Genomic DNA, 26,528 nt, shown 5'->3' on the forward strand with positions numbered 1-26,528 from the left:
CAAATAGGAATGGCGAAAGACGGGAATATACCTGAAGAGCCATTAGCTCAAATGAGGTTAGCATTAAAAAAAATCCTGAAGAATCTTGAAAGTGTATTTGAAACTTCAAGATTTAACGAAGATAGTCTTTTTTGGCGATCACCTTCCATGTGCTAGATTTATTCCTGAGCATGTAAGGTAATTTAATCTTATAATATGTTGAGATTCACAAGAATGTGCGCCCAGATTTGTATAAAATTTACTCATAAAAACACCCCACAAAAGTTAGATTTTGTGTCTAACCTTTACGGGGCAGTTCATTAGAGCTAAAGAGATGTTTATCTCATTTATAGATTTTCATCTTTAGAGCTTATTTTAGCATGTTTATATCCATAGCCTATATAAATAACTAAGCCTATCGCCAACCAAATCAAAAAGCGCACTATAGTAAATAGCGGCAGACTAAAAATTAATACAATACATCCCCCAATACCTACAGTTGCTACAAGCCATAACGCAGGTACTTTGAATACACGTGGTTGATCTGGTCGTGTATAGCGAAGAACAACAACACTAACTGTTGTTAAAGCAAAAGCAGTTAAACCGCCGATGTTAGCAAATTCCGCTAATTCACCGATTGATAAAAATCCTGATAAGAGAATACCTGTTCCAACCACGATTAAAGTTGATAATACAGGTACTCCTGTTTTTTTATTAGTTTGTGCAATACGTTCTGGTAGAAGTCCATCACGGCTCATTGCAAACAGCACGCGTGTCGCACTTGTTGTATTTGCAATCATCGTAGCAAGCAATCCAAAAATAACTGATACTGCGATGATAGCACCTCCCCATTGAATACCAACAGATTGTAGTGCATATACAGTAGGATTTGGAACATCCAACTCAGGGGATGGTACAATACCTGTTAATACTAGGGCAACAAGTGCATAAATAAGCGTTAATACACTTAGACCACCAATTAAAGCTTTTGGTATTGTTTTTTGTGGATTTTTTACTTCTTCCAGAACAGTTGTTACACCATCAAATCCAGTAAAGGCAAAGAACACTAATGCCGCTCCCGCCATTACACCTGACCAGCCAAACGGTGTAAATGGTGTCCAGTTTATAGGGTTAACGTGAAAAGCCCCAATAGCAAGGAATAAGATAATCGCGCCAACCTTTGCAGCTGTAAATAACATATTTGATCGACCCACATTTTTAATTCCGCTCAGTGCAATCCAAGCTACAATAAGCCAACCAGCCACAGCAGGTAGATTTACAATCCCACCATGGGCAATATCTTTTGTTAAAACTCCTGGCAAATGTATTCCGACAGATTGTAAAAATGAATCGACGTAGCCACTCCAACCAACTGCAACTGTACTAGAAATAACGATGAATTCCAATAATAAGTCCCAACCAATTATCCAAGCAATAATTTCACCTAGCGCAATATAAGAATAGGTGTAAGCACTCCCTGCGACGGGCGCCATCGCTGCGAATTCGACATAGGCTAGTCCAACTGCAATTGTAACAAGTCCCCCGATTAAGAAAGAAACAACGACACCAGGACCTGCATGTAGAGCAGCTGTAGTTCCTGGCAGTACAAAAATTCCAGCTCCTATTGTAGCTCCTAGTACATATAGCAATAATTGCAACGCTCCTAGTTCACGCTTTAGTTTAAAACGTTCGACTTCAGTTATTTTATTGGCTTGCTCGATTGACTTCGTTCGTAAAAAATTCGCCATAATAACCACTCCATTTCCAATAAAAGAGAATAAATTTCATTTTTATACACCTTTATTAATAATCAGTATATTATCTATTTTCTCAAATTGAGTCAACAATTAGATTAATATAACAATTTATCTTTTACTAAAACGAGTTAATTGATGCATTCTTTTATGTAAAACTTTTGCAATTAAATAGTATGGAACTTAATACATTCACAAAAAAACCTTCTATGATTATAGTCTATTGATTCCTCATTTACAGGTCATTAAAGCACAAGGTTATGCTGTTGATAATGAAGAAACGCATGAAGGTAAATGTTGTAAAAATCAAGTGGCTACCAATGTGAAAGCGACCGTATCCTTTTAACTAAAGAAGATTTAGTGAATATAGAAAGAATTTTAGAATAAAATAAAAATGCGAAAATGTTGTTACATCAACATTTTCGCATTTTTTTATTGAGGACGTTCTAGCGCAAATATATCTCCAATTTTTGCGTAATTTGAGCCAGCTAGTCTGCTAACCGCTTTTAATTTCATTGGGTCAATATGACCTTCATTATAAATAGTCTCATCTATATGAAATTGTACAACCTCACCAATGAACAAATCACCTGTCTGTTCATCACCATTCATCAAAGGGATCGTCTGTACTAAACGACATTCCATTCGAACCTTTGCTTCTTTTATACCTGGTACAGATATACGCTGACTATCGGTTAATGTAAATTGAGCTCTATCAATTTCGCTTTCAGTTACAGGTAATGAAGCTGCCGTTTCATTCACCTGCTTAACATGATCCTCATCTACAATATGCACAACAAATTGTTGCTGATGATGAATATGTCGAGCGGTATCTTTTAAGCGCCCCTGTGGTCTTTGAACCGCTAGAGAAATCATCGGTGGATTTGATGATACAATGATAATCAATTTTGCCTCGGCATAATTGCGTCCAGAATCGGCTTTGTGCTTGCACAAAGCACTCCTTCCCGATTCTGTGACATCCGCCGGAGGCTTTAACTTATTTCAGCGGATGTTTAAACATCTGCTGAAATAAGTTAGAAACTAAAAGGTGCGCCATTGATGACTCCTTGCTCTGACTTCGTCGTAACAAAGGCAATTGGTCTCGGAATAATACTGCCAATTAATAATTTATAGTTTTCACGCTCAGTATTTTTCGTAGGATCAATTGAAATCAAACGACTCATCCTCCTTAATCAAGCTCACGTACTTCGATTGGAATTAATGTTCTTTCTAATTGTTCACGATGCTGTTCGTATTGAGATGGTAACATTAATTGGATACCCATTGTCTCAGGTGTTTCATCATGAGCGAATCCAGGTGGGTCTGTTGCAATTTCAAATAAAATCTCACCAGGTTCACGGAAATAAATCGCATTAAAATAATTACGATCTTTCACTTCGGTTACATGTTGTCCATGATTCATTACATACTCTTGCCATTCTAGGTGATCCGCATTATCCTGGGCTCTCCAAGCAATATGATGAACCGTTCCGACTCCCATTTGACCGCGCATACCAGGAACTACTTTTAAATCTACTGTATTGCCGATATCTGCGCTGGATTTGTAACGAGTATACTCGCCTTCCGTCGCTACTTTTTCAAGCCCCATGACTTCAGTTAAGACTTTAGCTGTTTCTTCAGGATGACTTGAATACAGTGTTGCACCGCCAAATCCTTTAATCGCAACCTCAGGAGTTACTTCACCAAATGTCCATTCATTCAGTTCCCCTTCTACACGTGCAACTAATTCAATATGAAGTCCATGTGGATCATCAAATTGTACTACTTGTTCACCAAAGCGTTCTACTTTTTGGAATGGAATAGAGAATTTTGCAAGGCGATTAACCCAAAAAGATAGCGCTCCCTCCGGTACAACATAAGTAGTTACACCAACTTGACCATCACCAATGCGACCTTGATAAGCATTTGCCCATGGGAAGAATGTAATAATAGTCCCTGGTTTACCACCTTTGTTACCGAAGTAAAGATGATATGTGCCTGGGTCATCGAAGTTTACCGTTTGTTTAACTAAACGTAAGCCTAATACACCAGCATAAAAATCAATATTTTCTTGTGGATGCCCTACAATGGCTGTGATATGGTGAATACCCGCAGTATGTTTTTTCATGTTAACAGTCCCTTTCATGATAAATGTATTTTTCACCTATACTTTGCCCAATACCGTTCTACATCAATCTTTGAACATGATTATTAACGAATTGTATATAAAGCTTTTGACCAAGGAATTAATTGATCTAACATTTGGTTAACTGAATCAGCTTGTACTTCTTTTGGTTTAAAATCAGTACCATTTTCAAAGTCTGTGAATAGTGACAATGCTGGATGTACACGTACATCTGCAATTAAAAGCTCACCCATAATACCACGTAAATGTTCAGCTGCACGTGCACCACCTACAGAACCATACGATACGATACCTGCAGCTTTGTTATTCCATTCTACACGTAAATAATCTAGTGCATTTTTTAGAGCACCTGTAATAGAGTGATTGTACTCTTGTACGATAAATACAAATCCATCTTGTTTTGCAACAATTTCTGACCAACCTTGAGCGCCTGAAGCGTCTTGCCCTGGTTCACCTAGTAAAGGTAATTTGTAATCTGCGATATCAATAATTGTATAGTTTGCATCTCCACGTTGATCTGCGATTTCTTTTACCCATTGTGCTACTTGTGGACTTACACGACCTTCACGTGTTGATCCTATAATAATCCCGATATTTAATTCTGCCATTGTTTTTTCCTCCTCTTTTTTTGAAGCAAATAATTTATTTAAAAAACCCAATATGATTACCTCCTTATGATGTAAAAACATGGACTAAAAGGTTCGAATTCATTTATCTTGAATTTAGTTATCTTGAATTCGAGATAATAATAACACGATGGTTTAATTTACGTCAACATGTTTGTTTAATATTTTAAAAAAGCAGAGATGTTATGGTAGCAACATCTCCGCTTCAACTTTAACAAAAGGATAAATAAAATAATGCGTATCAATAAACAAGGGTTGATTTTCACTCCGAGTTGGCCTAAAGCCTCCGGCGGATGTCAGCTCAAGCTAATCCCGCAGGAGTCGCCACTCTCCGTGAAAAATCAACAGCTCCTCATCATTTTGAAAGTTTTTTGTTAAGTGGTGTAAAAAGGGAAGTCATCCTATGTAAAATATCCGTATGCTGCTTTTGAAGACAACGTTCTTTCGAATAGTATACACAACAAATATCATATACTATAAAGAAGTGTATATTTTTGTTAATTTCACTTGATGATTAAAGGTCATGATTATGAAGGAAAAACTTTCGGAAGAAATAGGTGAAAACAACAATGAAAAAAACCCCCATATATTATAAAACTATATTAGTATGTTTATTATTAATTCCATACTATCTATTTCTACCAGTCTCACAAATCTCCGCATCATCCGCAGGACAAGACATTAAGAGCACAATAGATAATTACGTTGAAAACTATTTGAAAGAGCAGCGAATTCCAGGGGCATCTATTGCTATTGTTCATAAAAATGCTATCTTTTATTCCAAATCGTGGGGCGTAACGGGAGAATCCGAAGAAAAGGTAACTGCTGAAACTCCATTTGTAACCGGCTCTATTAGTAAATCACTAACAGGCTTGGCCATAATGAGATTGGTTGATGCAGGCATTATTCAATTAGATGATCCAGTTCAAAAGTATATGCCATGGTTTACCCTGAAAGATAAACAAGCCGCTTCCCAAATAACGATTAAACATTTACTCACGCAAACAAGTGGGATAAGCACTTATTCTGGCCTATCTATATCGGACAAGGAATCTAATGATTTGAACGCTATAAAGGAAAATGTAGAAAGTTTATCGAATGTTAAGCTGACTGCTGCTCCTGGAGAAAAGCATCAGTATAGCAATGCTAACTTTTCTATTCTTGGAGCTCTCATCGAAGAGGTGACCAAACAACCATTTTCTGAATATATGGAGGAACAAGTTTTTTCTCCATTAGGGATGAAAAATGCAGCCGCTAATAGTAGCAAGGCATATGAAAAAGGATACTTATCTGGCTATCAATCATGGCTTGGTCACCCTGTAAAAAGCGCAGTCACATATGATAACGGAGGCACACCATATGGATACATAACGGCAAGTGCATCCGATATGGTTCAGTACATTAAACTTCTTAGTCAACATGAGCATAATACTTTTTTAAGTAAAAATGCGATGAACCTTTATATATCGCCTTTTGTTCAAACTAGTAAATATCGATATTACGGCCTTGGTGTACGAATCTCCTATCCAGAATCTAAAGAAGAAATGATATGGCATTCTGGTTCTAATCCTGACGCACGCTCAGAAGTATTTTATATACCAGAAACCGATTGGGGCGGTGTGATTCTTACTAACAAAAGTCATATATTAGAGGAAAAGTCACTTCTATACTTGAAACAAGGGATTATCGACATTTTAAATGGAAAAGAGCCTGTTAACGCACCTAAATATACACCTACTTTCCAAATAATAATGATTACTATTTTATGTTTACTTTTTGTGATGTTAATTTACCTTCTAAAAAAGGTAAAAACTAAAAAATTTAAAAAAAGAGGTGTGTCGGGTATATTTGGTTTTATACTTTTAATTTTGGCAATTATTTCAATTCCATTAATAAGTCATTTTACAGGAACACCTTGGCACACTATTAGATTTTTTGCTCCCGATATTGCATTTTTGACTATAATAATGGTTACTCTTTTAACATTGAATGGCTTATTATCTTTATATATTTCATTTAAACGACGACAAAAAAGACAACTTCTCTAAGTAGGAGTTGTCTTTTTTAGTTATGATTGTATTAATGAGCTTAATGCTTCAACCTTTTAAAATCTATTATTGATTGCTCTGACCATATCCCGCTTCCGAAGCTATAGCATCTGCTTTAGTAACATGTACCGTACCAAATGGATGGTTAGGAGGAGCGTATATCGAATAAAGCTTTAGTGGCACATTCCCTGTATTCGTGACGTTATGCCATGTTCCAGCAGGCACTACTACGGCATAATTCTCATAGACCCTTCTTTCATAGTTTAAATTGTTTTTACTTGGGCCCATTTGAGCATATCCCTCACCCTGTTCAATATATAAAAATTGATCAACATTTGGGTGTACTTCTAAACCGATATTATCACCGACATTAATACTCATTAACGTAACTTGTAAGTTCTTTCCCGTCCACAGAGCAGTACGATACGTATCATTTTGCTTAGTCGCATTTTCAAGATTGATGACAAGCGGCCGGTCTCCATAATCTTTTAATTCAATTCTTCCACCATTAGAAAAATGAGAAGGTTCAGCTCTGTTCGCGTACCCCGTCTGATAAGGAGATGGCCAATAAACTAGCTGATCTCCATAGTTATACATAGGCATGTTTCCGTAATAAGGCATGTAGTACATTTTCTCAATCCCCTCACACATTATAAGGTTATCCTATGCAACTTGTTCAAGAAATGTACTTACACACATTTTAGAAAAAACAAGATAATTTTTTACTCAAAGGTATCTTCAGCATACTCTAAAATATCCCCCGGTTGACATTCCAAGACTTTGCAAATTGCGTTTAACGTGGAAAAACGTATTGCCTTTACCTTTCCCGTTTTTAAATTAGATAAATTGACAATCGAAATATCTACTGCTTCTGCAAGCTCACTTAATTGCATTTTTCTATCAGCTAATACACGATCCAATCTTACTATAATCGTCAATATCTTCACTTCCTATGCTGTTGCATCATACTCTTCTTGTAAAAAAGAGCCATATCTAAATATCCTACCAATTGTCCAAACTATAAAACTACAAAGTAGTATGCTCCAATTTATATCAAAAAATCTAAAAGAAACGGATTGAATCCATTCAATATTGCCTAATTCATTATTGTTTAAAAACATATGTAATACAGTTGAAACTAAGTATGCTTGAACCGTATTACTTAAAAAACTTAAAATTAATAAACTATATGCTACTAACTCTATTCTTTTACTATTGCTAATAGTAAATACATCCCCAACAATTACGGATTTAACAAACTTCCATAATAAAATAAGAATTGACATAATAATCAAAGTAAAGATCATCAAGAGTAAAATTAATACGATCGTTTCACTTTTATCATAAACAAAATTACTCATTATATCTTTATTTAAAAAAATAGTTATTCCATTAAATTTAAAAGAAATATCAATGTTAGAATCTAAAACTAGTTTACTAATCTTCTCACCAGAGACTGTTAAAGCTACAACTAATAAACCAAAGAGTGATAAGATACATGATGATATGATTACTATAGTAGTTATTAATAATACATTTAATATTCTCAAACTCATTTTAATATTACGAATTGCTAGCGATTGATCCATAACTGCTTCTAACACCCCTTATTATTTGTTCTTTATATACATTCCTTCCCCTATTACTGTAGGATATCTTAATACGCACCCCCGTTTTAAAGATTACTTTTTCAATAACTAACTTCAACTTTAAGTTCGGATATAGTATATATTATAAATGGATATTTTAAATATGGCTGTATAAAAAGTACCTCGGAGATTAACAGTATGAATGAGGTAATCCTCAAGCGATCACCAAGCCCTTAAAGCTTTTTGGTGATTTCAGTTGATTCTGCATAACTGTTTAATAGCAGCTTCATGAACTATTTCTTTCATTCGACCTTTTCCTGATAAAGGACATACTAACAATTATAGATTTATCATAAATGAACATTCCAAAAAGTATATAAAATGCCTAGAACTTGATATAGTATGTACTTAGGAAAAAATTTTGGTGGTGTATATATGAAGAAGTTTATTATGGATTTTTTTATGATTGCGATTGGGGCGCTACTTTTTGCACTCGCTGTCAACTTATTTGTTATACCTAATGATTTAGGTGAAGGCGGCGTAACAGGTTTAACAATCATCGCCTATTATTTGTTTGGATGGTCGCCAAGTATTGTGAGCTTCTTGCTAAATGCAGTTTTATTAGTAGTTGGCTATAGATTTTTAAGTAGGCAAACGACTATTTATACGATAATTGCTGTATCCCTTCATTCACTGTTTTTACATTTAACAGAATCGTGGTCGATTTCTTCAAATGAAATTATTGTGAATGCTATTTTTGGCGGGGTGTTTGCTGGAGTTGGTATCGGCTTAATTATAAGAGTTGGTGGAACAACAGCAGGTTCAACAATCTTAGCTAGAATGACGAACAAATATTTAGGCTGGAGTATTAGTTACGGTTTATTGTTTTTTGATTTAATTGTTGCTTTTTCATCTTATTTTATTATCGGAGCAGAAGCATTAATGCTTACTGTGATTATGCTTTATGTTGGAACAAAGGTAATGGAGTTTGTTATTGAAGGTGTAAACCCGAAAAAGGCAGTTACGATTATTTCGAAAAAGCCAGAAGAGATTGCCAGTCATGTAAATGGTTATATGAATCGAGGCGTAACGGTCCTATCAGGCCATGGTTATTATACGAAGGAACAAAAAGAAATTTTGTATATCGTCATTAGTAAACAGGAAGTAGTAAAACTAAAGAAAATCGTCAAAGAGATAGACACGGATGCCTTTATTGCTATCCATGATGTACGAGATGTCTTTGGACATGGATTTATTGAATTGTCTAAGGCTTAATGAGATTCATCTAAACTTTAAAACACCTTTTGTTGAAAATGGGGTTAATCCCTTATCAACATAAAGGTGTTTTTTCCATTGAGCTACTATTTTTAGACTCATACTTATCTACTTGGATTAACACCATAATGTGTGGTTGATTTCCGTTCCGACTGGGCGCTTTTATCGCTGCCGCTTCGCTTTCGCGCAGAAAACATTTGTTGCTGCCGCTACGTTAGCACTACGCTTTCGCACAGAGCAAAGCTTCCTGGGGGCGTCTGATGAGCCGCTTCGCTTGCGCTCCAGGGTCTCGGGCCAACACGATGTTGGTCACGAAGGCGTTATCACAGGATGTGATGGTTTTAGCCTTCGTTCCTCTATCGCTAATCCCCAAGGAGTCGCCCAGTCTCCACTCCAATCAACTAATATACTTGGTATACGTTTTACAAATGCATCTTTAATTTCAGTAATCAACTCTTTATTCCTTAACCTGGAAGGAAATTTCAATTATCTTATCTAAAAGTTGAGTATAAGTAATTCCTGCTGAGAGTGCGCTTTTTGGAAGTAAGCTGTTTTTTGTCATCCCTGGCAATGTGTTAACCTCCATAACATATGGCATTCCGTCCTTAATCATCATATCGATTCTGGCATAAACACTACATTTTAATGCGCTATAGCAGGCTTTTGCGGCTTCAGCAACACGTTCATGTATGGCAGGTGAAAGTTCTACAACCTCCTCTATCGTAGCGGCATCCTCATATTTCGCTTTATAGTCAAAGAACTGCGCTGTATGGCGAATCGAAATGATTGGTAATAGGTCCCCGTCCAAAATGGAGCATGTTATTTCCTCGCCCTTTATATATTTCTCAAAAATGATTTCAGAATCCCATTTAAATACTTCAGCAACCGATGTTAGTAAGGCATCTTTATCATAAACTATTTTTACCCCTACACTGGAGCCACCCGAATTAGGTTTTACCACTAACGGGTATCCCATTTTGTCTAATTTATCAAACTGAAGCTCCTCGCTATTCGAAAGATAAAGCCAATCCGGTGTCTCAATGCCTTCATAACGTAGAATTTTTTTCGAAATATTTTTATCCATACAAATACTGCTTGAAAGTATACCACTTCCTGTATATGGAACACCCATAGTCTCTAGTACACCTTGAATCGTGCCATCCTCTCCAAACTTGCCATGTAATGCTAATAAAGCAATATCAATATCTCTCACCTTTTCACAGAGCTCTGACATGTTATTTTCATTTAGTTTAATAGCTACCACTTCGTATTTACTTTTATCTAAATGAGCGATCATTTCTTCCCCTGTCATGATAGAGACTTGCTTTTCAGAGGAAACGCCCCCCATAATAACGCCGACTTTCATATGTTCAACTCCCCATTTCATTTTTCAAGGTATCACCAATAATCTTAATACCACGCACAATATCCTCTTCTTTTAGTCGAGAAAACCCTAATCGAAATGTGTTACTACCTTCGCCATTACTGTAAAAAACGTCACCAGGATAAAAAACAACTCCCTTTTGATAGCACTTTTCCAGTAGTATGCGAGCATTCATTTCCTCTTCTAGCTCAATAAAGAGATGAAGTCCACCATCTCCTGTCATTCTTTTAAAAGGAATGTATTGATTGCAGGCTTGCCGGGCTAGTTCATATTTTTTCTTATATACTGCCTTGGCCTTTTTTAAGTATTTTTCAAAATAACCATCCTGTAAATATTGATAAAGCACAGCCTGATCTAGTGTCGATGTATGAATCGTGCGCGCTCTTTTCATACTTTCCAAACAGTGAATGAGTTCCTTATCAGCTAATATCCATCCAACACGTAAGCCCGGAAAAAGAATTTTGGAAAAGCTACTGATATAAATAACATTGTTGCCCTCGCCGATAAAAGTCATCAGTGGTGCTAAATGCGAGCCAGAATAACGTAATTCCTCATTAAAGCCATCCTCCACAATAGGAACTTGATATTGTGAAAAAAGCTTAATAATTTCAGCTCTTTTTTCAGAGGATGTAACAATGCCTGTCGGATTATGATAGGACGGGATTAAGTAGGCAAAATCAAATTCCTTTTCCGATAAGCTTTTCTCAACTTGTTCAATATCGATACCGTCATCTTTCATATCAATTCCGTGAATTTCAAATCCATGTAGGCGGAAAAGCTTTAATGCCGCATGATGAGTAGGATTTTCGCAAATAACACGTCCAGATTTTTTTGCTAAGGACGATAATAAAATATCCAATCCCTCGGTAAAGCCATTCGTAATTAAAATATCTTTATTGGAAATATCTACACCCTTCATTTCCATATAATGAAGAAGATATTCGATTAAAGGTTTATAGCCTTTTGCGTAGCCGTAATTCAACACGACATCTCCTTCAAGGGACATCCGGGTCAAAAAGGCTCTTTTAAAATTTTCAACATCAAAAAGCTTTTCTTCGGGGGCAACACTATTGAAGGAAATCATCCCTTTTTCCCAATGAATATCTTGCTTCATTAAATCTAATTCATCAGCTAACAAAGTAACGTTATTAAGTCTTTCCTTCCAATTAAATTCGATAGATGAAGCTTTCAACGTTTCAACTTTCCCTACAAAATTCCCTTTTCCTTTCACAGCATAGATCATGCCCTCTTGCTCTAAATCTGCATATGCATTCAGTACCGTATTTCTACTGATCGATAATAATTTACTAAGTTCACGGGTAGATGGAAGCTTCTGATGCTCCAGCAAGTGTCCCTTCATTATCATTTCTTTTAAATAGTCTTTTAATTGAATATAAACCGGACGATCATCGATAAGCTTAAAATCATTAAACACTTCCTTGACCCCCTTGCTTTATTTTTGCATAACTTTATCTCACTCAAAAGGTCCACAGTATAGGGATTTTCCCTTCCTTGTGGTATGGTTTGGCTCACAAAAAATGCAATGCTTCAAAATGAAGAATTGCACCTAATTATATGCTAACTATTCTTTTAATTCTTGATCATGAACCGTTGTATATTTATTAAATTCTAATTGAATTCTTTCAAAATATTCTTCGTCTTCATATAGCCTTAAGAGTTGAAAGGCTTGCTCTAAGAAAATTGTTGAGTCTTTGTAGCCAAGATGAAAATGACATATAGCTTTTCTTGAAAAATGTAGAGCTAGTATATAGTAATTCATTTTTCTTTTATACTGCCTTAATGAATCATTAATTATAGAAAGGGCTGTAGAATAGTCTTCATTCATTATTACTAACAGTGACAAATTAATATTAAACGCAGATTTTAATAAATCTATATCTCTAAAACTATTATATTTGTTTAACCTTTTTAGGACATTTTCTGTAAATTCTATTGCTATATCTACCGGAAATAGAAATAAAACCGTGTTGATCAAACGAATATCACTCAAATACCACTGATCATATTTTGAAATACGGTCCCAAATGGGCTTAATAATCTCTTTTGCTTCATTAAAATTTTCCTGATTTAATTGTATGAGAGCTTCACAAATAAGTCGAATCTCTTTAATCTCTAAATCATTTTCAATTTGTAAATATTCAGCCGTTTTAACTTTTAAAAGGGTTAATTTTTCTATATCATTATGATTTAGCAAAAAAAACCTACTATGAAAATTATCCTTCATCAGAGGTAGCACTGTACAGTTTTTTGGGGAATGGCTATGCAATATCTGTACTTGGTATCTCTAATAACTTAACAAATCAAGAAGTTTTTACATTGAGTGAGACAGCTCAATTTGTGGACGCTTTAAGTAACTATTTAAACTAGGAATGGAGAAGATATATAATGAAACTAAAAAAATCCAGCTTTATTTCGCTTTTTACACTTATATTTGGGTTAACTTTATTTATGAATAATGAGATAGCTAAAGCTGAAGACATAGTAAATCCAGATTCAATTACCATAGATGGTGAAATCGTGAAGGGAGATTTAGAAGTTGAAGAAACTGAAAAAGTAGAAAATATAAATTTACCTAGATCTTCGACGATAGTATATGTACTCTATCATTTAAAAATTTAGGATGGGTAAATAAACATAAGCACTTTTTTAATACATCTGTATCAATACCTTCTGGTACTAATTATAAATATACTTGGGAGCGTACAATAACTAAGTCTGCATCATCTTCTCATAATATAAGTAATTCTCTTCGTCTACAAGGTGGTGCTAAATTCATTAGTGAAATAGATTATAAATTTGAATACGGCTATAGTAAATCATCAACAGTTACAATGACTCAAGGCACAAGATCAGAAACAAACATCACAAAACCAGGTACCTATCAGATTGATTTTTATATTAAAGGTATATACTATGATATAACAGGTAATTGGAAGGCATATACAGTTAATAAACCTAAAGAACAAACTACAGTTACACGAAATTTAGGTTATTTAATCGAGCCTACAAATTATTTACATCTTGATGTTACTAAGCAGTAAACCAATACTAATCAAAAAAGCAGGAAGACGTTTTTCTCCTCCTGCTTCTAAAATTTCTATTAGGGGCTTTCAAAAGGTTTGATGAAATTATTATAAATCGTTTGTGAGAATTTTTGAAAGTACCTAGCCTCAATGCCTTGTATTCCTTACATCTTTGCTTTTTGAATAATCATTTGGATAAACGGCTCTTTTTCCTTTGTATATGTCGATCGATCGAATCGATATTTAGACGCTAATTGATTTTTTAATACCGCATATTCATTTGCAGCTTGGGGATGTGATCTTAGATAATCTCGAAAAAGTATTTTTTCAGTCCATTCATGACTGTTATATTCACAAATATGTAAGTGGATTGTTCCCTGCCCCCACAATCCCTTTCTAAAAAATCTTCTATCCTTAAACTCTAGTTTCGGAACATATTCATAGTCAATTTTACTTAAAGCGTCTATGAAGCTCGGCACTTCATCTAAACTCTGTACACCAACAAGAATATCAATAATCGGTTTCGCTTTTAGTCCCTTTATCGATGTACTTCCAATATGCTCAATATGAATAACACTACCACCTAAAGCTTTTCCAATTTCGTTTTGTTCAACTGCATATTGTTGTTCCCAAAGTGGATTATATCCGGATAGTTGAACCTTAATTTTCCGCACAAGCTTACCTCCCCATTAATTCTTTTTAAATAAACCTACTAAAAATCCTTCTAAACCGAAATATTGCTCTTCATCAGACATGGCTGTCATTTTTCGTATTTCAATTTCTTCTAATGATTGAAATACTTCTTTTAGTTTATTTTTTGTATATCCTAATCCGCCTTCTAAGGTACGCTTTATATAAACTTCTTCATCTGAGATGGCAGAACCACCATATGCACCATGTTCCTCAAATGAGCATAAAGCGAAGTAACCATCAAGCTTTAATAATTTGTGAATCAATTCAATATACGACACACGACGATGAGGGGCTATGTGGTGGAAGCAGCCCGAATCATAAATAAAATCAAAGCTCTCTTCTTGTAGATTCAGTTCAAAAATATTAGCACAAATGAAATCTACATTTACTTCTGCTTCATCCATCCTTTTTTGCGCCCATTGTAATGCATGATCCGATATATCAACACCAACAACTGAACAACCTTGCTGTGCTAAATAAATGGCATTTCGTCCTGCGCCACAACCTAAATCTAAAACTCTATTTGGCTGAATCACCTTTTTTTCAAAATAGCTTACTAGATTTTCATCAGGTTTATTAACAAAAAAAGGTACCTTTTTAAAAGTTTGATTATAAAACCCATCCCAAAATCCCTGTGGTTCACGTAATAAGTTATCTAATACTCCAAGCAATTGTTCATTTGATTTGATCAACATTTTACGCCTCCCGTTTGCAGCTATCTTATTCAAAAAACCAAAATATTCCTTCTTTTTATTATAAAGTAAATTTAGGAAATACCGTAAATAAATAGATCACATTTCGCAAAAGGGATATTTCTACATTTTTAAATGTTATATTATATTTATGGATATTTTATCTAAATAAATTACGCTAAACATAAGATAAAGTGAAACTTTATTCGGAGGGGGTCTTCTTCATCCTCCACCGATTATTACTCTTTATCAATTGGGCTTTTACGGGCAGTTAATCTCTTACACCTTCTTTGCATTTGTAAATTTTGAAGGGGATTCTTGTACCTTTTGCTTCACTTTCGGTACAGATAAATTACTGCCCGTTCAAGCGGGAACAACAGAAAGGAGTTGCAACATGGAAGAAATCTTGACGATTACGAATTTGACGAAGAGTTATGGTAGCAAGGAAATATTAAAAGGAATCGACTTACACGTCTCGAGAGGAGAAATAATTGGATATATCGGTCCGAACGGTGCTGGTAAAAGTACAACTGTCAAAATTATTCTAGGGCTTGAGGGCGATTACGCTGGAGAAATTAAACTGTTTGGAGAGAATATCGGAAAAGACAGCATTGAATATAAACGAAGAATTGGCTATGTACCTGAGATAGCAGATGTTTATGATAATTTAACGGGTTATGAGTATTTAACCTTCATCGGCCAGCTTTATGGCCTTGAATTAGAGGTCGCTGCTGATAAATCAAAATCCTTAATGGAATTGTTCGGTGTTGGAGAAGCGTATCATTCAAGAATATCTTCTTACTCAAAAGGGATGAAGCAAAAGCTACTAATTGTCGCTAGCCTTATACATAATCCCGATTTGTTATTTTTAGATGAACCGATCAATGGATTAGATGCTAATAGTGTGATGATCTTCAAAGAAATTTTGACTCAGCTGGCTGCCCAAGGAAAAACGATATTTTATTCCTCTCATATCATGGATGTTGTCGAAAAAATCAGTAGTCGCATCATCCTGCTGAATGGTGGGAAAATTGCTGCAGATGGGACATTTACCCAGCTTCAGGCAGACAATACCGAAGGGACTCTGGAAAAGATTTTCAACCAATTGACAGGCTTCCATGATCATAAGGAAATTGGTGAGAAATTTGTTTCTATTGTACAAGAGGTATAACGATGAAAGATTTCAAAACTCTGCAACTGCTTGATAAGATTCAATTTATTTTTGTGAAGATGGGCATCGATTACGAAATCATGAGAAAGATCCTCCATATTAAACTAACAATGGATGAGCGTAAAATACCGACATTATTTAACCAATCATCAAAGAAAAATAAGGAAGAACAAAAATACGGCTACATCAAATCTTTATGGATTTATGTTTTATTCGGGCTTATGTTAATTCCTTTTATTGGATTCGGTCAAAACTATCTTTTCCAGATGAGTATTGCTTATGCCATGATCATTTTTATCATCATGACATCATTGATTTCTGATTTTTCTTCCGTACTTTTGGATGTACGGGACAGAAGCATCCTCTCTACCAAGCCAATCTCTGTTAGAACGATCAATGCGGCCAAGTTTATGCATATTTTCATCTACTTGACGTATTTAACGATTGCATTTACGGCCATCTCCCTTGTGGTGAGCTTATTTAACCAAGGATTTCTATTCTTTATTTTAACGGTGCTCTTACTAGTTTTAATTAATATTTTTATTGTTGTTTTAACCGCTATTTTATATATTGCTATTTTAAGATTCTTTGATGGAGAAAAGCTGAAAGACATCATCAATTATGTGCAAATTGGCTTATCATTAATGCTGATGATTGGCTATCAAGTTCTTATTAGGTCCTTTGAACTTGTCGATTTTGATATGGTGGTCACGTTTCATTGGTGGAGCATTTTTCTAATTCCTATGTGGTTTGCCGCTCCTTATGAGCTGCTACTAAATGGTGACAGCTCTTTATTTACAGTGGTATGTAGTATCTTTGCTGTCGTCATGCCAATTTTTTCGATATGGCTTTATCTAAAGCTGATTCCAACCTTTGAACGCAATCTACAAAAACTACTAAGCACAAGCAAATCGAAAAAAGAAAAGAACAATAAACTAAAGGCGTTTATATTAAAAATCATTTGTAGAACTAATGAAGAAAGAGCTTTCTATCGCTTCGCCTCTCTTATGATGAAACAAGAGCGCGAGTTTAAACTGAAAGTATATCCGTCTTTAGGCTATTCTTTTGTTATCCCATTTATTTTTATGTATTCTTTTTCAAGGTCCGAAGATGTTGATTATTCCGTTAGCATGAGCTATTTAAATATTTATTTCAGCATGCTAATTATTCCGTCAGCTGTGCTTATGCTCGGATATTCGGGGAAATATAAAGCCGCTTGGATCTATAAAGTCTTTCCACTCAAAGATTATACAGACTTGAAAAAAGGTAGCTTAAAAGCATTTTTGATTAAGTTGTATAGTCCGTTATATATTGTTCTAAGCATCATTTTCTGCTTCATTTTTGGTACGAGAATTATCCCAGACTTACTGAGTGTTTTAGTGGCAAGCTGTATGTACACCGTCATTTGTTACATCGTCATCGGAAGCAAGATCCCTTTCACAAAGCCCTATAATGAAGTTGGCGATGCCCAGAGTTGGAAAACTCTTATATTACTTCTCCCTTTAGGTGTTCTGGCTGGACTGCATTACTTCCTGACAACTCATATTTCTTATGGGGCAGTCATTTACTTACTCGTGCTTGTCATTACGAATTTCGTTCTATGGAAATTTGCATTTAAGCATATGAAAACGGCTTGAGCCTGAGCTCAAGCCGTTTTATTTTAAAAAGCTTTTCTCGTATATATACGAATAGATAGTAGCCACGATCCAATATATAATATAACGATTGAAAGGATAGCTATGAAATACATTTGCGTTTCTTGTAAAGTCATGAACTTTTGTGTCAATTCTCTTAATATCTCATTTAAATTAGGAACTAAAAACTTAATCGTTACGAGATAGATACCAATTAAAGCACCTGCAGCAATCACTAAATATTGCCTTTTAAATTTATAAAAGATTGGAAGCATGAATGAGATAGCAACCATAACAAGACCGATAATTAGCAATATAGCTTTCCACGAAAACGACGTTCCTGTTCCATTTATGAGGTAATTACCTATATAAGTAATCATTAAAAATAGTGCTGTAAATATTAATGCACCTACATATTTTGAAGTAACAATTTCCATTCTCGTATACGGTAGCGAATTAAGCAGAATATTAGCATTATCTTTATCATCGTAAGAAAAAGCCATATTAATAAATGTTAAACTATATACAAATACAATAAGAATTGGAGAAACATCTGCTAGCAAGTAGATTATTATAGTAGCAATGTAAAATAAAATTACTTTCTTTTGTATTAAAACATCCTTAAGTATAAGGTTAACCATACCGTTACCATCCTTTCTTCGTGTAGTACATAATATCTTCAAGAGTTGGTTTTTCCACAATAACAGAATCTCCAAATATCTTTGCCACACGATTTTTATCAGCTGTTAATGCCTCAAAGCCTGTATTCATTTTTCGGATTGCAATAAACTCTTGTTCCGTTTCACGATCCAGTAAATCCAATGTCCCTTTTACAATGGCATATTCTTCTTCAATCTTATAAAATTCTTTCGTGAAAATATGTTCTCCATTATGAATAAAGGTAATATAATCAGCAATACGATCTAAATCTGTTGTAATATGCGTCGAAAAGAAAATCGTTCTTTCCTCATCCTGCATTAACTCATGTAAAATATTTAGTAACTCTCTACGAAATATCGGATCGAGTCCAGCAGTTGGCTCATCCATAATAATTAATTCTGCATGATGAGCTAGAGCAATAGCTAACGAGGCTTTCATCTTCATTCCCTTCGAAAAGATCTTCATATTTTTATTCATTGGTAGTTCAAACTTTTCAACATAATGCTGAAAAGCGTTATCATCCCAGCTTTTATAGGCTGGTTTAATAATCCTTTTCATATCCTTTAAAGTTACATTTTCATAAAAGACATTTTCATCATAGACAAAACCAATACGTTCCTTTATCTCTTTCTCATGTCCCTTATAATTCATACCAAACAGTGAAACAGTACCACTATCTTGCTGTAATAAGTTCATAATCAACTTGATCGTTGTTGATTTACCTGCACCATTTCCCCCGATAAATCCAGTTACGAAGCCTTTTTTAACGTTTATAGAAAAATCCTTTATCTGAAATCCGTTAAAAGATTTATGAATATGCTGTAATTCAATGACATTTTCCATCATTCATCCTCCATATACAATAAAGTAAGCATTTCCTTGAGCTCTGCTAAGCTAATGTCCATTTCTTTCCCGTTTTGAATGGCAACCAACAGATTTTCTTCGATTACCTTTATTTTTCTTTCCCTCATCATTTCCTTATTTTGTTCAGAAATGAACGAGCCTTTTCCAACAATAGAATAAATAAATCCGTTTTTCTCAAGCTCTTCATATGCGCGTTTTGTTGTAATTACGCTTATCTCTAAATCCTTTGCAAGCTGGCGCATAGATGGCAATGACTGACCTTCTTGTAATTCACCTGATAAAATAAGTTTTTTGATTTGAGCATAAATTTGCTCATAAATAGGCTCTTTTGAGCTGTTTGAAATAATAATTTGCATGCAAATACCTCTCTGCGAAATATTGTATATATACTTTATATACAATATATACACAATAACCCTATTTTGCAAGTACAATTCTTATTGAACTCAAAAAAAAAAACGAAAACATGAGATTGATAAATCACAATCCCATGTTTTCTGTTTTAAATTATTTAGTTGATAATACTGCCAATTATGACCCTAACTAGGTTCCGCTAACTTTTTAATTGACGTATTATTATTCGAAGATTCCACCCCAATTAACGATTTAAACTCTCTATATATTTTTCTGACTCATCGCCTATTCGCTTAAATTCAATATCATGAATATAGTGTGAGCAATTTAATTTTATTAATGTGCCGTCTTTATGCTTACTGATGAACTCCTTTTGAAATTCATTCCACACTTCCTCATTCCAACCTGTTCCTTGACCGTTTGAAGTGAACAATAGCATTGGAACATTTGGGATTCCAGCCGCTCCTACCATTTCAGCATTTTCCTTAATATGCTTAACTTCGTTCATCATATTTTTAGTTGCCGTTCTACGATAGAAAATCACTTTATACAATTCTTTTTCTTCATCTGTCAAAGTCCCATATTTTATAGCATCACTTTCAGAAAGGCCAGGAATCCATCTAGTAAAACCAATATTAGCAGCAAAGGAACTTAAATGAACTAGAGGCATATTTATATCATAATTTTTATATGCATCAGGGACAGCCATATCCAATCCTATAATTGCCTTTACTTCATTCGGGTAGACTTGAGCCCAATACAATGCCTCAATACCAGACATAGAGTGAGGGAATAAAATATATGGCCCTTCAACACCTGATTTTAATAGAGAATCTCTTGTTTCATGTAAAATAGTATCAATATCACGGTCAGAATCTGTAATGTCACTAAAGCCATAACCTGCCTTTTCAACGACAACGATTTTATATTTATCGCTTAACAATGAATATAATGATTTAAAATCCAAAACAGGTGAGCTTGTGCCTCCACCAGACATAAATACGAGCGTTTCTTTCCCATTTCCTTCTATGTACACATGCATTTGATGACCATTCACTTCTACCATTTTCCCTGTTGGAGTAAATAATTTATCTTCCTTTGATAATTGTAGTTGATGAATACTGTAACTTGTCGTAACGATCAACAAAAGTATCGCTGCAATAATTGCAAAAAGTATCATGATTCGTTTAAGCACTGTCTTTCAACCACCCCTCTTCGGATATTTACTATCCATCAAAACCAATAGAAGTCACCATAGCTTTTAGAGTTCCAAAAGGTAATCGACAAACTGTAGCTGTTGGCCATTCATTTCAAATTCATCACCATCTATACACACTTGTTTAAAACCATTCTTCTCAAGAACCCTTTGAGATCCGATATTATTCATTGTTGTTTTTGCTTTAATCTTTTTTACACTAATTTCTGTTTCTAATAGTAGTTTTAAGGCTTTAGCGCCTATCCCTTTGCCACCGTATTCTTGCCCTACTCTATAACCAACTTCTGCTATATCATTCTTTGTATCTATATCTACTAAATTAATTCTTCCAATAATATTGCCTGAGTTATCTCTTATTAAGTAAAATTTTGATTTTCCTTCCTGTTGTTCTGCTAAAAGCTCTATGTGTCTTATTTTAAACGTTTCAAAATTATAATAATCTTCTCCACGACTAGGTACCATTTGTTCAAAGAATTGTCTATTGCTCTTTTCGAACCGATACAATTCTTCTGCGTCACGCTCTTGTAAGCTATTAATTGATATTCCCAAGCTAAACCATCCTCTCATTCTCAAAAATATGTAATGTAACCCATATTTATGAAAAATAAACTCTTTACGATATCATACAGAAAAGTTTGTTTTTAATCCATTGGAATCCTGAATTGAAGAAATATAAACACATTCCTTTCTATATGTATAACGACTCGAATAAAGAGGAAAATCCCCCTTAAACACAGTACCGCTGTTTGCAAAAATAATTGTTTGTTAGAATCAGCATGAAAATGTTCCATAATTCATGTACTCTAATACAAGTGGAACATACTGTTTGCTTTCACCATAAGCATGTCGAATAGCAATATTATGCTAATGTTCCGAAATATCCTCTAGAGTCAAATGTTTTAAAAATAGATATAATCGCTTTATCAAACTAGATTAATTAATTACTGAATTATTAATTAATTGAAAGCGCTTTAATTATGGCTATCAAAGGAGGTTTTTGAGTCATTTAATTTATTTTTTTGGGTTCAAATATCTGAAAAATCAAAAAACAGAGAGGGGAATTTCTGGTGAATGGACAAACAACATATCGGATGGACGACGCTCCACTAAATAAGTTTCATATAAGGATCACAGCACTTACCTTTGGTTCCAATTTTTCTGATGGATATGCACTTGGAATCATCGGGATGGCTCTTAGCCTCCTTGGTCCGCAAATGCACCTTGGTTCATTTTGGAATGGATTAATTGGAAGCTCAGCCTTAATCGGATTATTCTTTGGAAGCCTTTTTCTTGGCGGACTTTCTGATAAAATTGGCAGGCAGAAAATCTATTTATCCAATTTTGTCATTATCACAGTAGCATCAGCTTTGCAATTTTTTGTAAATGATCCAGTCACGCTTTTCGTACTGCGGGTCTTAATCGGTGTTGCCCTTGGAGGGGATTATGCAGTAGGTTCTACTTTACTTGCAGAATTTGCACCAAGAAAGTATAGAGGTATTTTATTATCATCCTTAAATGTTATATGGACAGTAGGTTATGTCTTTGCCACTGTTGTAGGATTCTATCTTGCGAAGATGGGACCTGACTCTTGGCGCTGGATGCTTGTTAGTGCAGTAATTCCTGCTGTAATTGTGTTAGTTATGCGTATTGGAACTCCTGAATCTCCAAGATGGCTTGTAAAAATGGGGAGAAATGAAGAGGCAAGAGAAATCGTGAGAAAGTATATTGGCCCTAATGCTGTAATGGATGAAAATATTTCGCAAGATACCGCCACTAATTATGGGATAAAGGATCTTTTCAACAAACATCTTTGGAAGCGAACTGCTTTTGGCGGTCTATTCTATGCATGTCAGGTAATCCCTTATTTTGCTATTTATACTTTTCTTCCAACAATTTTAGACGCCATGGGCTTTGAAGAAACCTTTATGGTTGATATGCTGTTAAACCTATTTCTTCTTGTTGGAGTAATTGCTGGTGTATGGTGTACAGAAAAGCTCTCACGCCGCGGTTTTACCATTTATACTTTTATTATCCTGACTGTTTCCTTATTTATTCTAAGTCTTATTCCAGCAGGATCTAATGGCTTTGCTATAATGGTGTTTGCAATCTTTACTTTTGTAATGGCTGCAGCTGGCAATCTTACACTCGTTTATCCCGCAGAATTATTCCCAACCGAAGTTCGGGGAACAGGCGTTGGGTTAGTCACAGCGATAAGTCGTATCGGTGCAGCGATTGGAACATTCCTTTTACCAATTAGTGTAAGCACCTTTGGAATGACAACATCGATGATCTCCCTGACTGTTGTCTTATTGATTGGAACTGTTGTTTCCATTGCATGGGCACCGGAAACGAAATCACTTAGTTTGAATGAAGCGAGTGATCCAAATCTGGACGTTGCCATTAACCTAAATAGAGAAGGAAAGAGTGTTGAAGTAGGTAGATAACATTTATTTCTTGGTCATGTTGGAACTTGAAGGGAGTATGCTAGGAAAATGAATACGACTATATCAAACACCCACCCAAAGGAAATAAAACAAGTTACTTTAGGTGATGGAGATATTACAATAAATGAAATCATTGCTGTTTCTAAATATGATGCAGAGGTTTTATTTTCACAAAATTACCGAGAACGAGTAAATATTTCGCGGTCAGTCATTGAAAAGTTTTTGGATGAAGAACGCGTTATTTACGGAGTCACAACGGGATTTGGCAGTAACGTAACCGAAACGATCTCCACAGAAGATGCTGAGATTCTTCAAAAAAATATTATTCGTTCTCATGCAGTATCAGTCGGTGAACCGTTAGAAAAAGAAGTGGTAAGAGCCATCCAATTCATGATTTTAGCTAATTTAGGGAATGGTTTCTCTGGTGTAAAGTTTGCGACTTTAGAACTTTTAAGGTCGCTGCTCAATCACCAAATTGTCCCTTTTGCCCCTGGAGAAGGTTCGGTTGGATATTTATCGCCGGAGGCCCATATGGCCTTAGTGTTAATAGGGGAAGGAAAAGCATGGTACAATGGTGAGTTGATTTCTGGGAGAGAAGCTTTAGAAAAAGCAGGTTTACAGCCTGTTTCATTGGGCTGTAAGGAAGGATTAGCTCTTACAAGCGGAACGACGTCGGTCACTGCTTTCGCGTCATTGGCTCTTTTTAGCAGTATTCAGTCAGCAAAAACAGCTGATATTGTGAGTGCTATGTCACTAGAAGCGTTAAAGGGTACCATTAAAGCCTTTGATCCACGAATCCATTCTGTTAAGAAACATGAAGAGCAAGCTGGTACAGCACGAAACATTATAAATTTACTCAAAGGCAGTGAAATTACTGAAAAATATCAGCACTATAAATTACAGGATGCTCTTAGTCTTAGATGTATTCCTCAAGTCCACGGAGCCGTAAAAAAGGTTTTAAAAGATGCGGAAATTACAATCTGTAATGAGCTAAACTCATCAAGTGACAATCCACTGATTATCACAGAGGATCAGGGAGACGCCCTAATGGGAGGGAATTTTGATGGAACATTCGTCGGTATCTATACAGATACGATAGCCATCGCTATGGCTAATCTCGCAAAGGTGTCAGAGAGAAGGCTTGACCGGCTTGTCAACTTTCATGTAAGTGAACTTCCGAATTTTCTAGTAGCAAAACCAGGCTTAAATAGCGGTTACATGATTCCACAGTATACTGCAGCAGGATTGATTAATGAAATAAGGGTTCTTGCTCATCCCGCAACAATTGATAATACGCCAACCTGTGCAAATCAAGAGGATGTTGTTAGTTTTGCCTATTTTGCAGCAAAGAAGGCCTATCAAATAGCTAAAAAGCTGGAGTATATTTTAGGACTTGAACTGATGGCAGCTGTTCAAGCTCTGGATTTTCATCGGCCTCTAAAACCGTCACCCGTCAGCCAGAAGGTTTACGAGCTCATTAGGAGTGAAGTACCAACAGTAGAAGAAGATCGATATTTTTATCCCGATATTCAATTTATTACCAACCTTATTAGTGAAGGAGAAATCCTAACCACTGTAGAATTAATGATGGGTAAACTAGATTGGTAGAAATGTTTATAATAATGGAGGCTATTATACTCATTTTAATCACGAGTATAATAGCTTCCATTCTATTTGGGGGCTCAAAACATGGTCGAAGAAATGACACATATATCTTTTTCACAACTATTGCTTTCAGGAACCTTTGTACACGTGGCTTCTTTTGAAGTTTTACAAGAAAAGTACGGCATGAATATTCAGCCTAATGTAGTTGTTTTAGTTTCGATGGATCGCTATCCAGATTTAGCTGAGGGAAAACCGCTTGAATGGAAAATGGAGATTGGACAAAAGCTTGTAGAAGAATTAGACACCATCTTACCTATTCCATATTTAAGGACATGGATCGAAGAGGGAGTTCTTGCCCTTTTATTGGATTTTTATGAGGTAAATCCACAAGATAGAAAGAGGGAAGTTCTTTTACTGGCAGAAATAATTCAAAAAACCTCAGATCAAAATGGCATACATGTTTCGATTGGTATTGGTAATTTTTACGATGATCCCGCTTCCCTCATTTGTTCTTTTGAAGAAGCAAAAAAATCAATGTCCGGAAGGTTTTTTCAAGGGAATAAATTAATTTTTCATACCGATATGAGAAAAAACGTGGTTGAATCATTAATGATTCCTTTAACTAAAGAGAAGTCGGAACTATTTTCGATCGTTAGAATCGGTTATACAGAAGGGGCCGTAACCCAAATGAAAGGAATCATGAATAGGGTTGCAGAGATTTATAACTATAATGAAGATGTCTTTAAATCAGAGGTTATTGATCTTCTTATGATGATGTCTAGAATTGTGTTAGAAGTCGGAGTAAGTCCTATCTCGATTTTGACCAATACTGCGAATGTGATTCAAGATCTCTATCATATAATCCGATATGACAAATTTGTTATGAAAGTTTGTCATTGTGTAGAATGGTTAACCGAACAGGTAGAAAAAATATATATTGGTGATGTTTCACCCACTATTAAACATGCAATTAGTTTTATGAAAGAGAATCATCAAAAAGAAGTTTCTTTAGACGATATCGCTCATTATTGTCACTTAAGCAGATATCATTTCAGCCATCTATTTAAAAAAGAAGTTGGAACCAGTGTCATGGATTTTTTTAATAAGCTTAGAATTGATAAATCCTTATTTTATTTGGAAAAAACTGAGCTTCCCGTACATGAAATTGCTAATAGAGTGGGTATCCATGATTTCAATTACTTTAGCCGATTATTTAAAAAATATATGAAATCCAGCCCCACCGATTATCGACGGTTAATGAAGAAGATATAAAAATTTACTAGAGTCCTGCTGCATGCCTTTATATAACAGCAAGAGTCAAATAGAAGTCTCCTATTTATTCAAGAATCG

Annotated in this window: 26 protein-coding genes and 1 pseudogene; 9 read left to right on the forward strand and 18 right to left on the reverse strand. The window is 35.1% G+C overall.

What is annotated here, in order from left to right; translation table 11 throughout:
• Nucleotides 1–326: 326 nt before the first annotated feature.
• Nucleotides 327–1,727, reverse strand: a complete 1,401-nt coding sequence (locus ACQKNC_RS12535; RefSeq protein ID WP_427425173.1) for an amino acid permease — start codon at nt 1,725–1,727, stop codon at nt 327–329.
• 196 nt (nt 1,728–1,923) lie between these two features.
• Between ACQKNC_RS12535 and ACQKNC_RS12540 the strand changes: the two genes are divergently transcribed.
• Nucleotides 1,924–2,079, forward strand: a complete 156-nt coding sequence (locus ACQKNC_RS12540; protein WP_427425224.1) for an IclR family transcriptional regulator domain-containing protein — start codon at nt 1,924–1,926, stop codon at nt 2,077–2,079.
• An 86-nt stretch (nt 2,080–2,165) separates the two neighbouring features.
• Here the strand turns inward: ACQKNC_RS12540 and ACQKNC_RS12545 are convergent, their stop codons facing one another.
• The 4 genes and pseudogenes from ACQKNC_RS12545 to ACQKNC_RS12560 form a co-directional block, all read right to left on the reverse strand.
• Complete coding sequence (locus tag ACQKNC_RS12545) at nt 2,166–2,687, reverse strand: flavin reductase family protein (protein WP_427425174.1); 522 nt, start codon at nt 2,685–2,687, stop codon at nt 2,166–2,168.
• Between the two features lie 86 nt (nt 2,688–2,773).
• Nucleotides 2,774–2,908, reverse strand: a pseudogene (locus ACQKNC_RS12550) (flavin reductase family protein); the annotation flags it as partial.
• Between the two features lie 14 nt (nt 2,909–2,922).
• Nucleotides 2,923–3,861 carry a ring-cleaving dioxygenase gene (locus ACQKNC_RS12555; protein ID WP_427425175.1) on the reverse strand — a complete coding sequence of 313 codons (939 nt, stop codon included), beginning with the start codon at nt 3,859–3,861 and terminating at the stop codon, nt 2,923–2,925.
• Nucleotides 3,862–3,944: 83 nt separating this feature from the next.
• Nucleotides 3,945–4,538, reverse strand: coding sequence for an NADPH-dependent FMN reductase (locus ACQKNC_RS12560; RefSeq protein WP_134023526.1), 594 nt, complete (start codon nt 4,536–4,538; stop codon nt 3,945–3,947).
• A 536-nt stretch (nt 4,539–5,074) separates the two neighbouring features.
• Here ACQKNC_RS12560 and ACQKNC_RS12565 point away from each other — a divergent pair.
• Nucleotides 5,075–6,553, forward strand: coding sequence for a serine hydrolase domain-containing protein (locus ACQKNC_RS12565; RefSeq protein WP_427425225.1), 1,479 nt, complete (start codon nt 5,075–5,077; stop codon nt 6,551–6,553).
• 66 nt (nt 6,554–6,619) lie between these two features.
• On the opposite strand, the gene ACQKNC_RS12570 is transcribed toward ACQKNC_RS12565, so the two are convergent.
• The 3 genes from ACQKNC_RS12570 to ACQKNC_RS12580 all read right to left on the reverse strand — a co-directional run bounded on the left by ACQKNC_RS12570 (nt 6,620) and on the right by ACQKNC_RS12580 (nt 8,142).
• Nucleotides 6,620–7,183, reverse strand: a complete 564-nt coding sequence (locus ACQKNC_RS12570) for a cupin domain-containing protein (protein ID WP_427425176.1) — start codon at nt 7,181–7,183, stop codon at nt 6,620–6,622.
• Between the two features lie 92 nt (nt 7,184–7,275).
• Complete coding sequence (locus tag ACQKNC_RS12575; protein WP_427425177.1) at nt 7,276–7,491, reverse strand: helix-turn-helix domain-containing protein; 216 nt, start codon at nt 7,489–7,491, stop codon at nt 7,276–7,278.
• A 12-nt stretch (nt 7,492–7,503) separates the two neighbouring features.
• A complete protein-coding gene (locus ACQKNC_RS12580) occupies nt 7,504–8,142 on the reverse strand; it encodes a DUF2975 domain-containing protein (RefSeq protein WP_427425178.1) in 639 nt (212 codons plus the stop codon).
• Nucleotides 8,143–8,577: 435 nt separating this feature from the next.
• Between ACQKNC_RS12580 and ACQKNC_RS12585 the strand changes: the two genes are divergently transcribed.
• Nucleotides 8,578–9,417: a YitT family protein gene (locus tag ACQKNC_RS12585; protein ID WP_427425179.1), complete on the forward strand. Its 840-nt coding sequence runs from the start codon at nt 8,578–8,580 to the stop codon at nt 9,415–9,417.
• A 457-nt stretch (nt 9,418–9,874) separates the two neighbouring features.
• On the opposite strand, the gene ACQKNC_RS12590 is transcribed toward ACQKNC_RS12585, so the two are convergent.
• The 3 genes from ACQKNC_RS12590 to ACQKNC_RS12600 form a co-directional block, all read right to left on the reverse strand.
• The gene (locus ACQKNC_RS12590; protein ID WP_427425180.1) at nt 9,875–10,783 is read right to left on the reverse strand and encodes a D-alanine--D-alanine ligase; all 909 of its coding nucleotides are present in this window, start codon (nt 10,781–10,783) and stop codon (nt 9,875–9,877) included.
• A gap of 4 nt (nt 10,784–10,787) precedes the next feature.
• Nucleotides 10,788–12,236, reverse strand: a complete 1,449-nt coding sequence (locus tag ACQKNC_RS12595; RefSeq protein ID WP_427425181.1) for a PLP-dependent aminotransferase family protein — start codon at nt 12,234–12,236, stop codon at nt 10,788–10,790.
• A 147-nt stretch (nt 12,237–12,383) separates the two neighbouring features.
• Nucleotides 12,384–13,046, reverse strand: coding sequence for a hypothetical protein (locus ACQKNC_RS12600; RefSeq protein WP_427425182.1), 663 nt, complete (start codon nt 13,044–13,046; stop codon nt 12,384–12,386).
• 161 nt (nt 13,047–13,207) lie between these two features.
• On the opposite strand from ACQKNC_RS12600, the gene ACQKNC_RS12605 reads away from it, so the two are divergent.
• The gene (locus ACQKNC_RS12605) at nt 13,208–13,441 is read left to right on the forward strand and encodes a hypothetical protein (RefSeq protein ID WP_427425183.1); all 234 of its coding nucleotides are present in this window, start codon (nt 13,208–13,210) and stop codon (nt 13,439–13,441) included.
• 568 nt (nt 13,442–14,009) lie between these two features.
• Here the strand turns inward: ACQKNC_RS12605 and ACQKNC_RS12610 are convergent.
• Together ACQKNC_RS12610 and ACQKNC_RS12615 are read right to left on the reverse strand one after the other, a co-directional pair.
• Nucleotides 14,010–14,519: a GrpB family protein gene (locus tag ACQKNC_RS12610; protein ID WP_427425184.1), complete on the reverse strand. Its 510-nt coding sequence runs from the start codon at nt 14,517–14,519 to the stop codon at nt 14,010–14,012.
• 15 nt (nt 14,520–14,534) lie between these two features.
• Nucleotides 14,535–15,233 (reverse strand): class I SAM-dependent methyltransferase, encoded by a 699-nt coding sequence (locus ACQKNC_RS12615; RefSeq protein ID WP_427425185.1) that lies wholly within the window; start codon nt 15,231–15,233, stop codon nt 14,535–14,537.
• A 391-nt stretch (nt 15,234–15,624) separates the two neighbouring features.
• Here ACQKNC_RS12615 and ACQKNC_RS12620 point away from each other — a divergent pair, with 391 nt between their 5' ends.
• Both ACQKNC_RS12620 and ACQKNC_RS12625 read left to right on the forward strand, forming a co-directional pair.
• Nucleotides 15,625–16,401, forward strand: a complete 777-nt coding sequence (locus ACQKNC_RS12620) for an ABC transporter ATP-binding protein (protein WP_427425186.1) — start codon at nt 15,625–15,627, stop codon at nt 16,399–16,401.
• Between the two features lie 2 nt (nt 16,402–16,403).
• Complete coding sequence (locus ACQKNC_RS12625) at nt 16,404–18,038, forward strand: hypothetical protein (RefSeq protein ID WP_427425187.1); 1,635 nt, start codon at nt 16,404–16,406, stop codon at nt 18,036–18,038.
• A gap of 23 nt (nt 18,039–18,061) precedes the next feature.
• Here ACQKNC_RS12625 and ACQKNC_RS12630 read toward each other — a convergent pair whose 3' ends face one another.
• The 5 genes from ACQKNC_RS12630 to ACQKNC_RS12650 all read right to left on the reverse strand — a co-directional run bounded on the left by ACQKNC_RS12630 (nt 18,062) and on the right by ACQKNC_RS12650 (nt 21,678).
• Complete coding sequence (locus tag ACQKNC_RS12630; RefSeq protein ID WP_427425188.1) at nt 18,062–18,676, reverse strand: ABC-2 transporter permease; 615 nt, start codon at nt 18,674–18,676, stop codon at nt 18,062–18,064.
• Nucleotides 18,677–18,680: 4 nt separating this feature from the next.
• Nucleotides 18,681–19,538 (reverse strand): ABC transporter ATP-binding protein, encoded by an 858-nt coding sequence (locus ACQKNC_RS12635; RefSeq protein ID WP_427425189.1) that lies wholly within the window; start codon nt 19,536–19,538, stop codon nt 18,681–18,683.
• Nucleotides 19,538–19,915, reverse strand: a complete 378-nt coding sequence (locus ACQKNC_RS12640; protein WP_427425190.1) for a GntR family transcriptional regulator — start codon at nt 19,913–19,915, stop codon at nt 19,538–19,540. The genes ACQKNC_RS12635 and ACQKNC_RS12640 overlap by 1 nt, the downstream gene beginning before the upstream one ends.
• Nucleotides 19,916–20,157: 242 nt before the next feature.
• The gene (locus tag ACQKNC_RS12645; protein WP_427425191.1) at nt 20,158–21,108 is read right to left on the reverse strand and encodes an alpha/beta fold hydrolase; all 951 of its coding nucleotides are present in this window, start codon (nt 21,106–21,108) and stop codon (nt 20,158–20,160) included.
• 66 nt (nt 21,109–21,174) lie between these two features.
• Complete coding sequence (locus tag ACQKNC_RS12650; RefSeq protein WP_427425192.1) at nt 21,175–21,678, reverse strand: GNAT family N-acetyltransferase; 504 nt, start codon at nt 21,676–21,678, stop codon at nt 21,175–21,177.
• A gap of 518 nt (nt 21,679–22,196) precedes the next feature.
• Between ACQKNC_RS12650 and ACQKNC_RS12655 the strand changes: the two genes are divergently transcribed.
• From ACQKNC_RS12655 to ACQKNC_RS12665, 3 genes are all read left to right on the forward strand, one after another.
• Nucleotides 22,197–23,573: an MFS transporter gene (locus ACQKNC_RS12655; RefSeq protein WP_427425193.1), complete on the forward strand. Its 1,377-nt coding sequence runs from the start codon at nt 22,197–22,199 to the stop codon at nt 23,571–23,573.
• A 48-nt stretch (nt 23,574–23,621) separates the two neighbouring features.
• The gene (gene hutH / locus ACQKNC_RS12660; protein WP_427425194.1) at nt 23,622–25,181 is read left to right on the forward strand and encodes a histidine ammonia-lyase; all 1,560 of its coding nucleotides are present in this window, start codon (nt 23,622–23,624) and stop codon (nt 25,179–25,181) included.
• An 81-nt stretch (nt 25,182–25,262) separates the two neighbouring features.
• A complete protein-coding gene (locus ACQKNC_RS12665) occupies nt 25,263–26,450 on the forward strand; it encodes a helix-turn-helix domain-containing protein (protein WP_427425195.1) in 1,188 nt (395 codons plus the stop codon).
• Nucleotides 26,451–26,528: the final 78 nt, after the last annotated feature.

Source organism: Lysinibacillus sp. NPDC094177 (assembly GCF_050279145.1).
GTDB lineage: Bacteria > Bacillota > Bacilli > Bacillales_A > Planococcaceae > Lysinibacillus.

Bases quoted from the DNA above. Each gene is read 5' to 3' on its own strand.
- ACQKNC_RS12535 (WP_427425173.1), bottom strand. From the start codon at position 1,727: ATGGCGAATTTTTTACGAACGAAGTCAATCGAGCAAGCCAATAAAATA.
- ACQKNC_RS12555 (WP_427425175.1), bottom strand. From the start codon at position 3,861: ATGAAAAAACATACTGCGGGTATTCACCATATCACAGCCATTGTAGGG.
- ACQKNC_RS12565 (WP_427425225.1), top strand. From the start codon at position 5,075: ATGAAAAAAACCCCCATATATTATAAAACTATATTAGTATGTTTATTA.
- ACQKNC_RS12570 (WP_427425176.1), bottom strand. From the start codon at position 7,183: ATGTACTACATGCCTTATTACGGAAACATGCCTATGTATAACTATGGA.
- ACQKNC_RS12580 (WP_427425178.1), bottom strand. From the start codon at position 8,142: ATGGATCAATCGCTAGCAATTCGTAATATTAAAATGAGTTTGAGAATA.
- ACQKNC_RS12585 (WP_427425179.1), top strand. From the start codon at position 8,578: ATGAAGAAGTTTATTATGGATTTTTTTATGATTGCGATTGGGGCGCTA.
- ACQKNC_RS12590 (WP_427425180.1), bottom strand. From the start codon at position 10,783: ATGAAAGTCGGCGTTATTATGGGGGGCGTTTCCTCTGAAAAGCAAGTC.
- ACQKNC_RS12600 (WP_427425182.1), bottom strand. From the start codon at position 13,046: ATGAAGGATAATTTTCATAGTAGGTTTTTTTTGCTAAATCATAATGAT.
- ACQKNC_RS12605 (WP_427425183.1), top strand. From the start codon at position 13,208: ATGAAACTAAAAAAATCCAGCTTTATTTCGCTTTTTACACTTATATTT.
- ACQKNC_RS12615 (WP_427425185.1), bottom strand. From the start codon at position 15,233: ATGTTGATCAAATCAAATGAACAATTGCTTGGAGTATTAGATAACTTA.
- ACQKNC_RS12620 (WP_427425186.1), top strand. From the start codon at position 15,625: ATGGAAGAAATCTTGACGATTACGAATTTGACGAAGAGTTATGGTAGC.
- ACQKNC_RS12625 (WP_427425187.1), top strand. From the start codon at position 16,404: ATGAAAGATTTCAAAACTCTGCAACTGCTTGATAAGATTCAATTTATT.
- ACQKNC_RS12630 (WP_427425188.1), bottom strand. From the start codon at position 18,676: ATGGTTAACCTTATACTTAAGGATGTTTTAATACAAAAGAAAGTAATT.
- ACQKNC_RS12635 (WP_427425189.1), bottom strand. From the start codon at position 19,538: ATGGAAAATGTCATTGAATTACAGCATATTCATAAATCTTTTAACGGA.
- ACQKNC_RS12640 (WP_427425190.1), bottom strand. From the start codon at position 19,915: ATGCAAATTATTATTTCAAACAGCTCAAAAGAGCCTATTTATGAGCAA.
- hutH (WP_427425194.1), top strand. From the start codon at position 23,622: ATGAATACGACTATATCAAACACCCACCCAAAGGAAATAAAACAAGTT.
- ACQKNC_RS12665 (WP_427425195.1), top strand. From the start codon at position 25,263: ATGGTCGAAGAAATGACACATATATCTTTTTCACAACTATTGCTTTCA.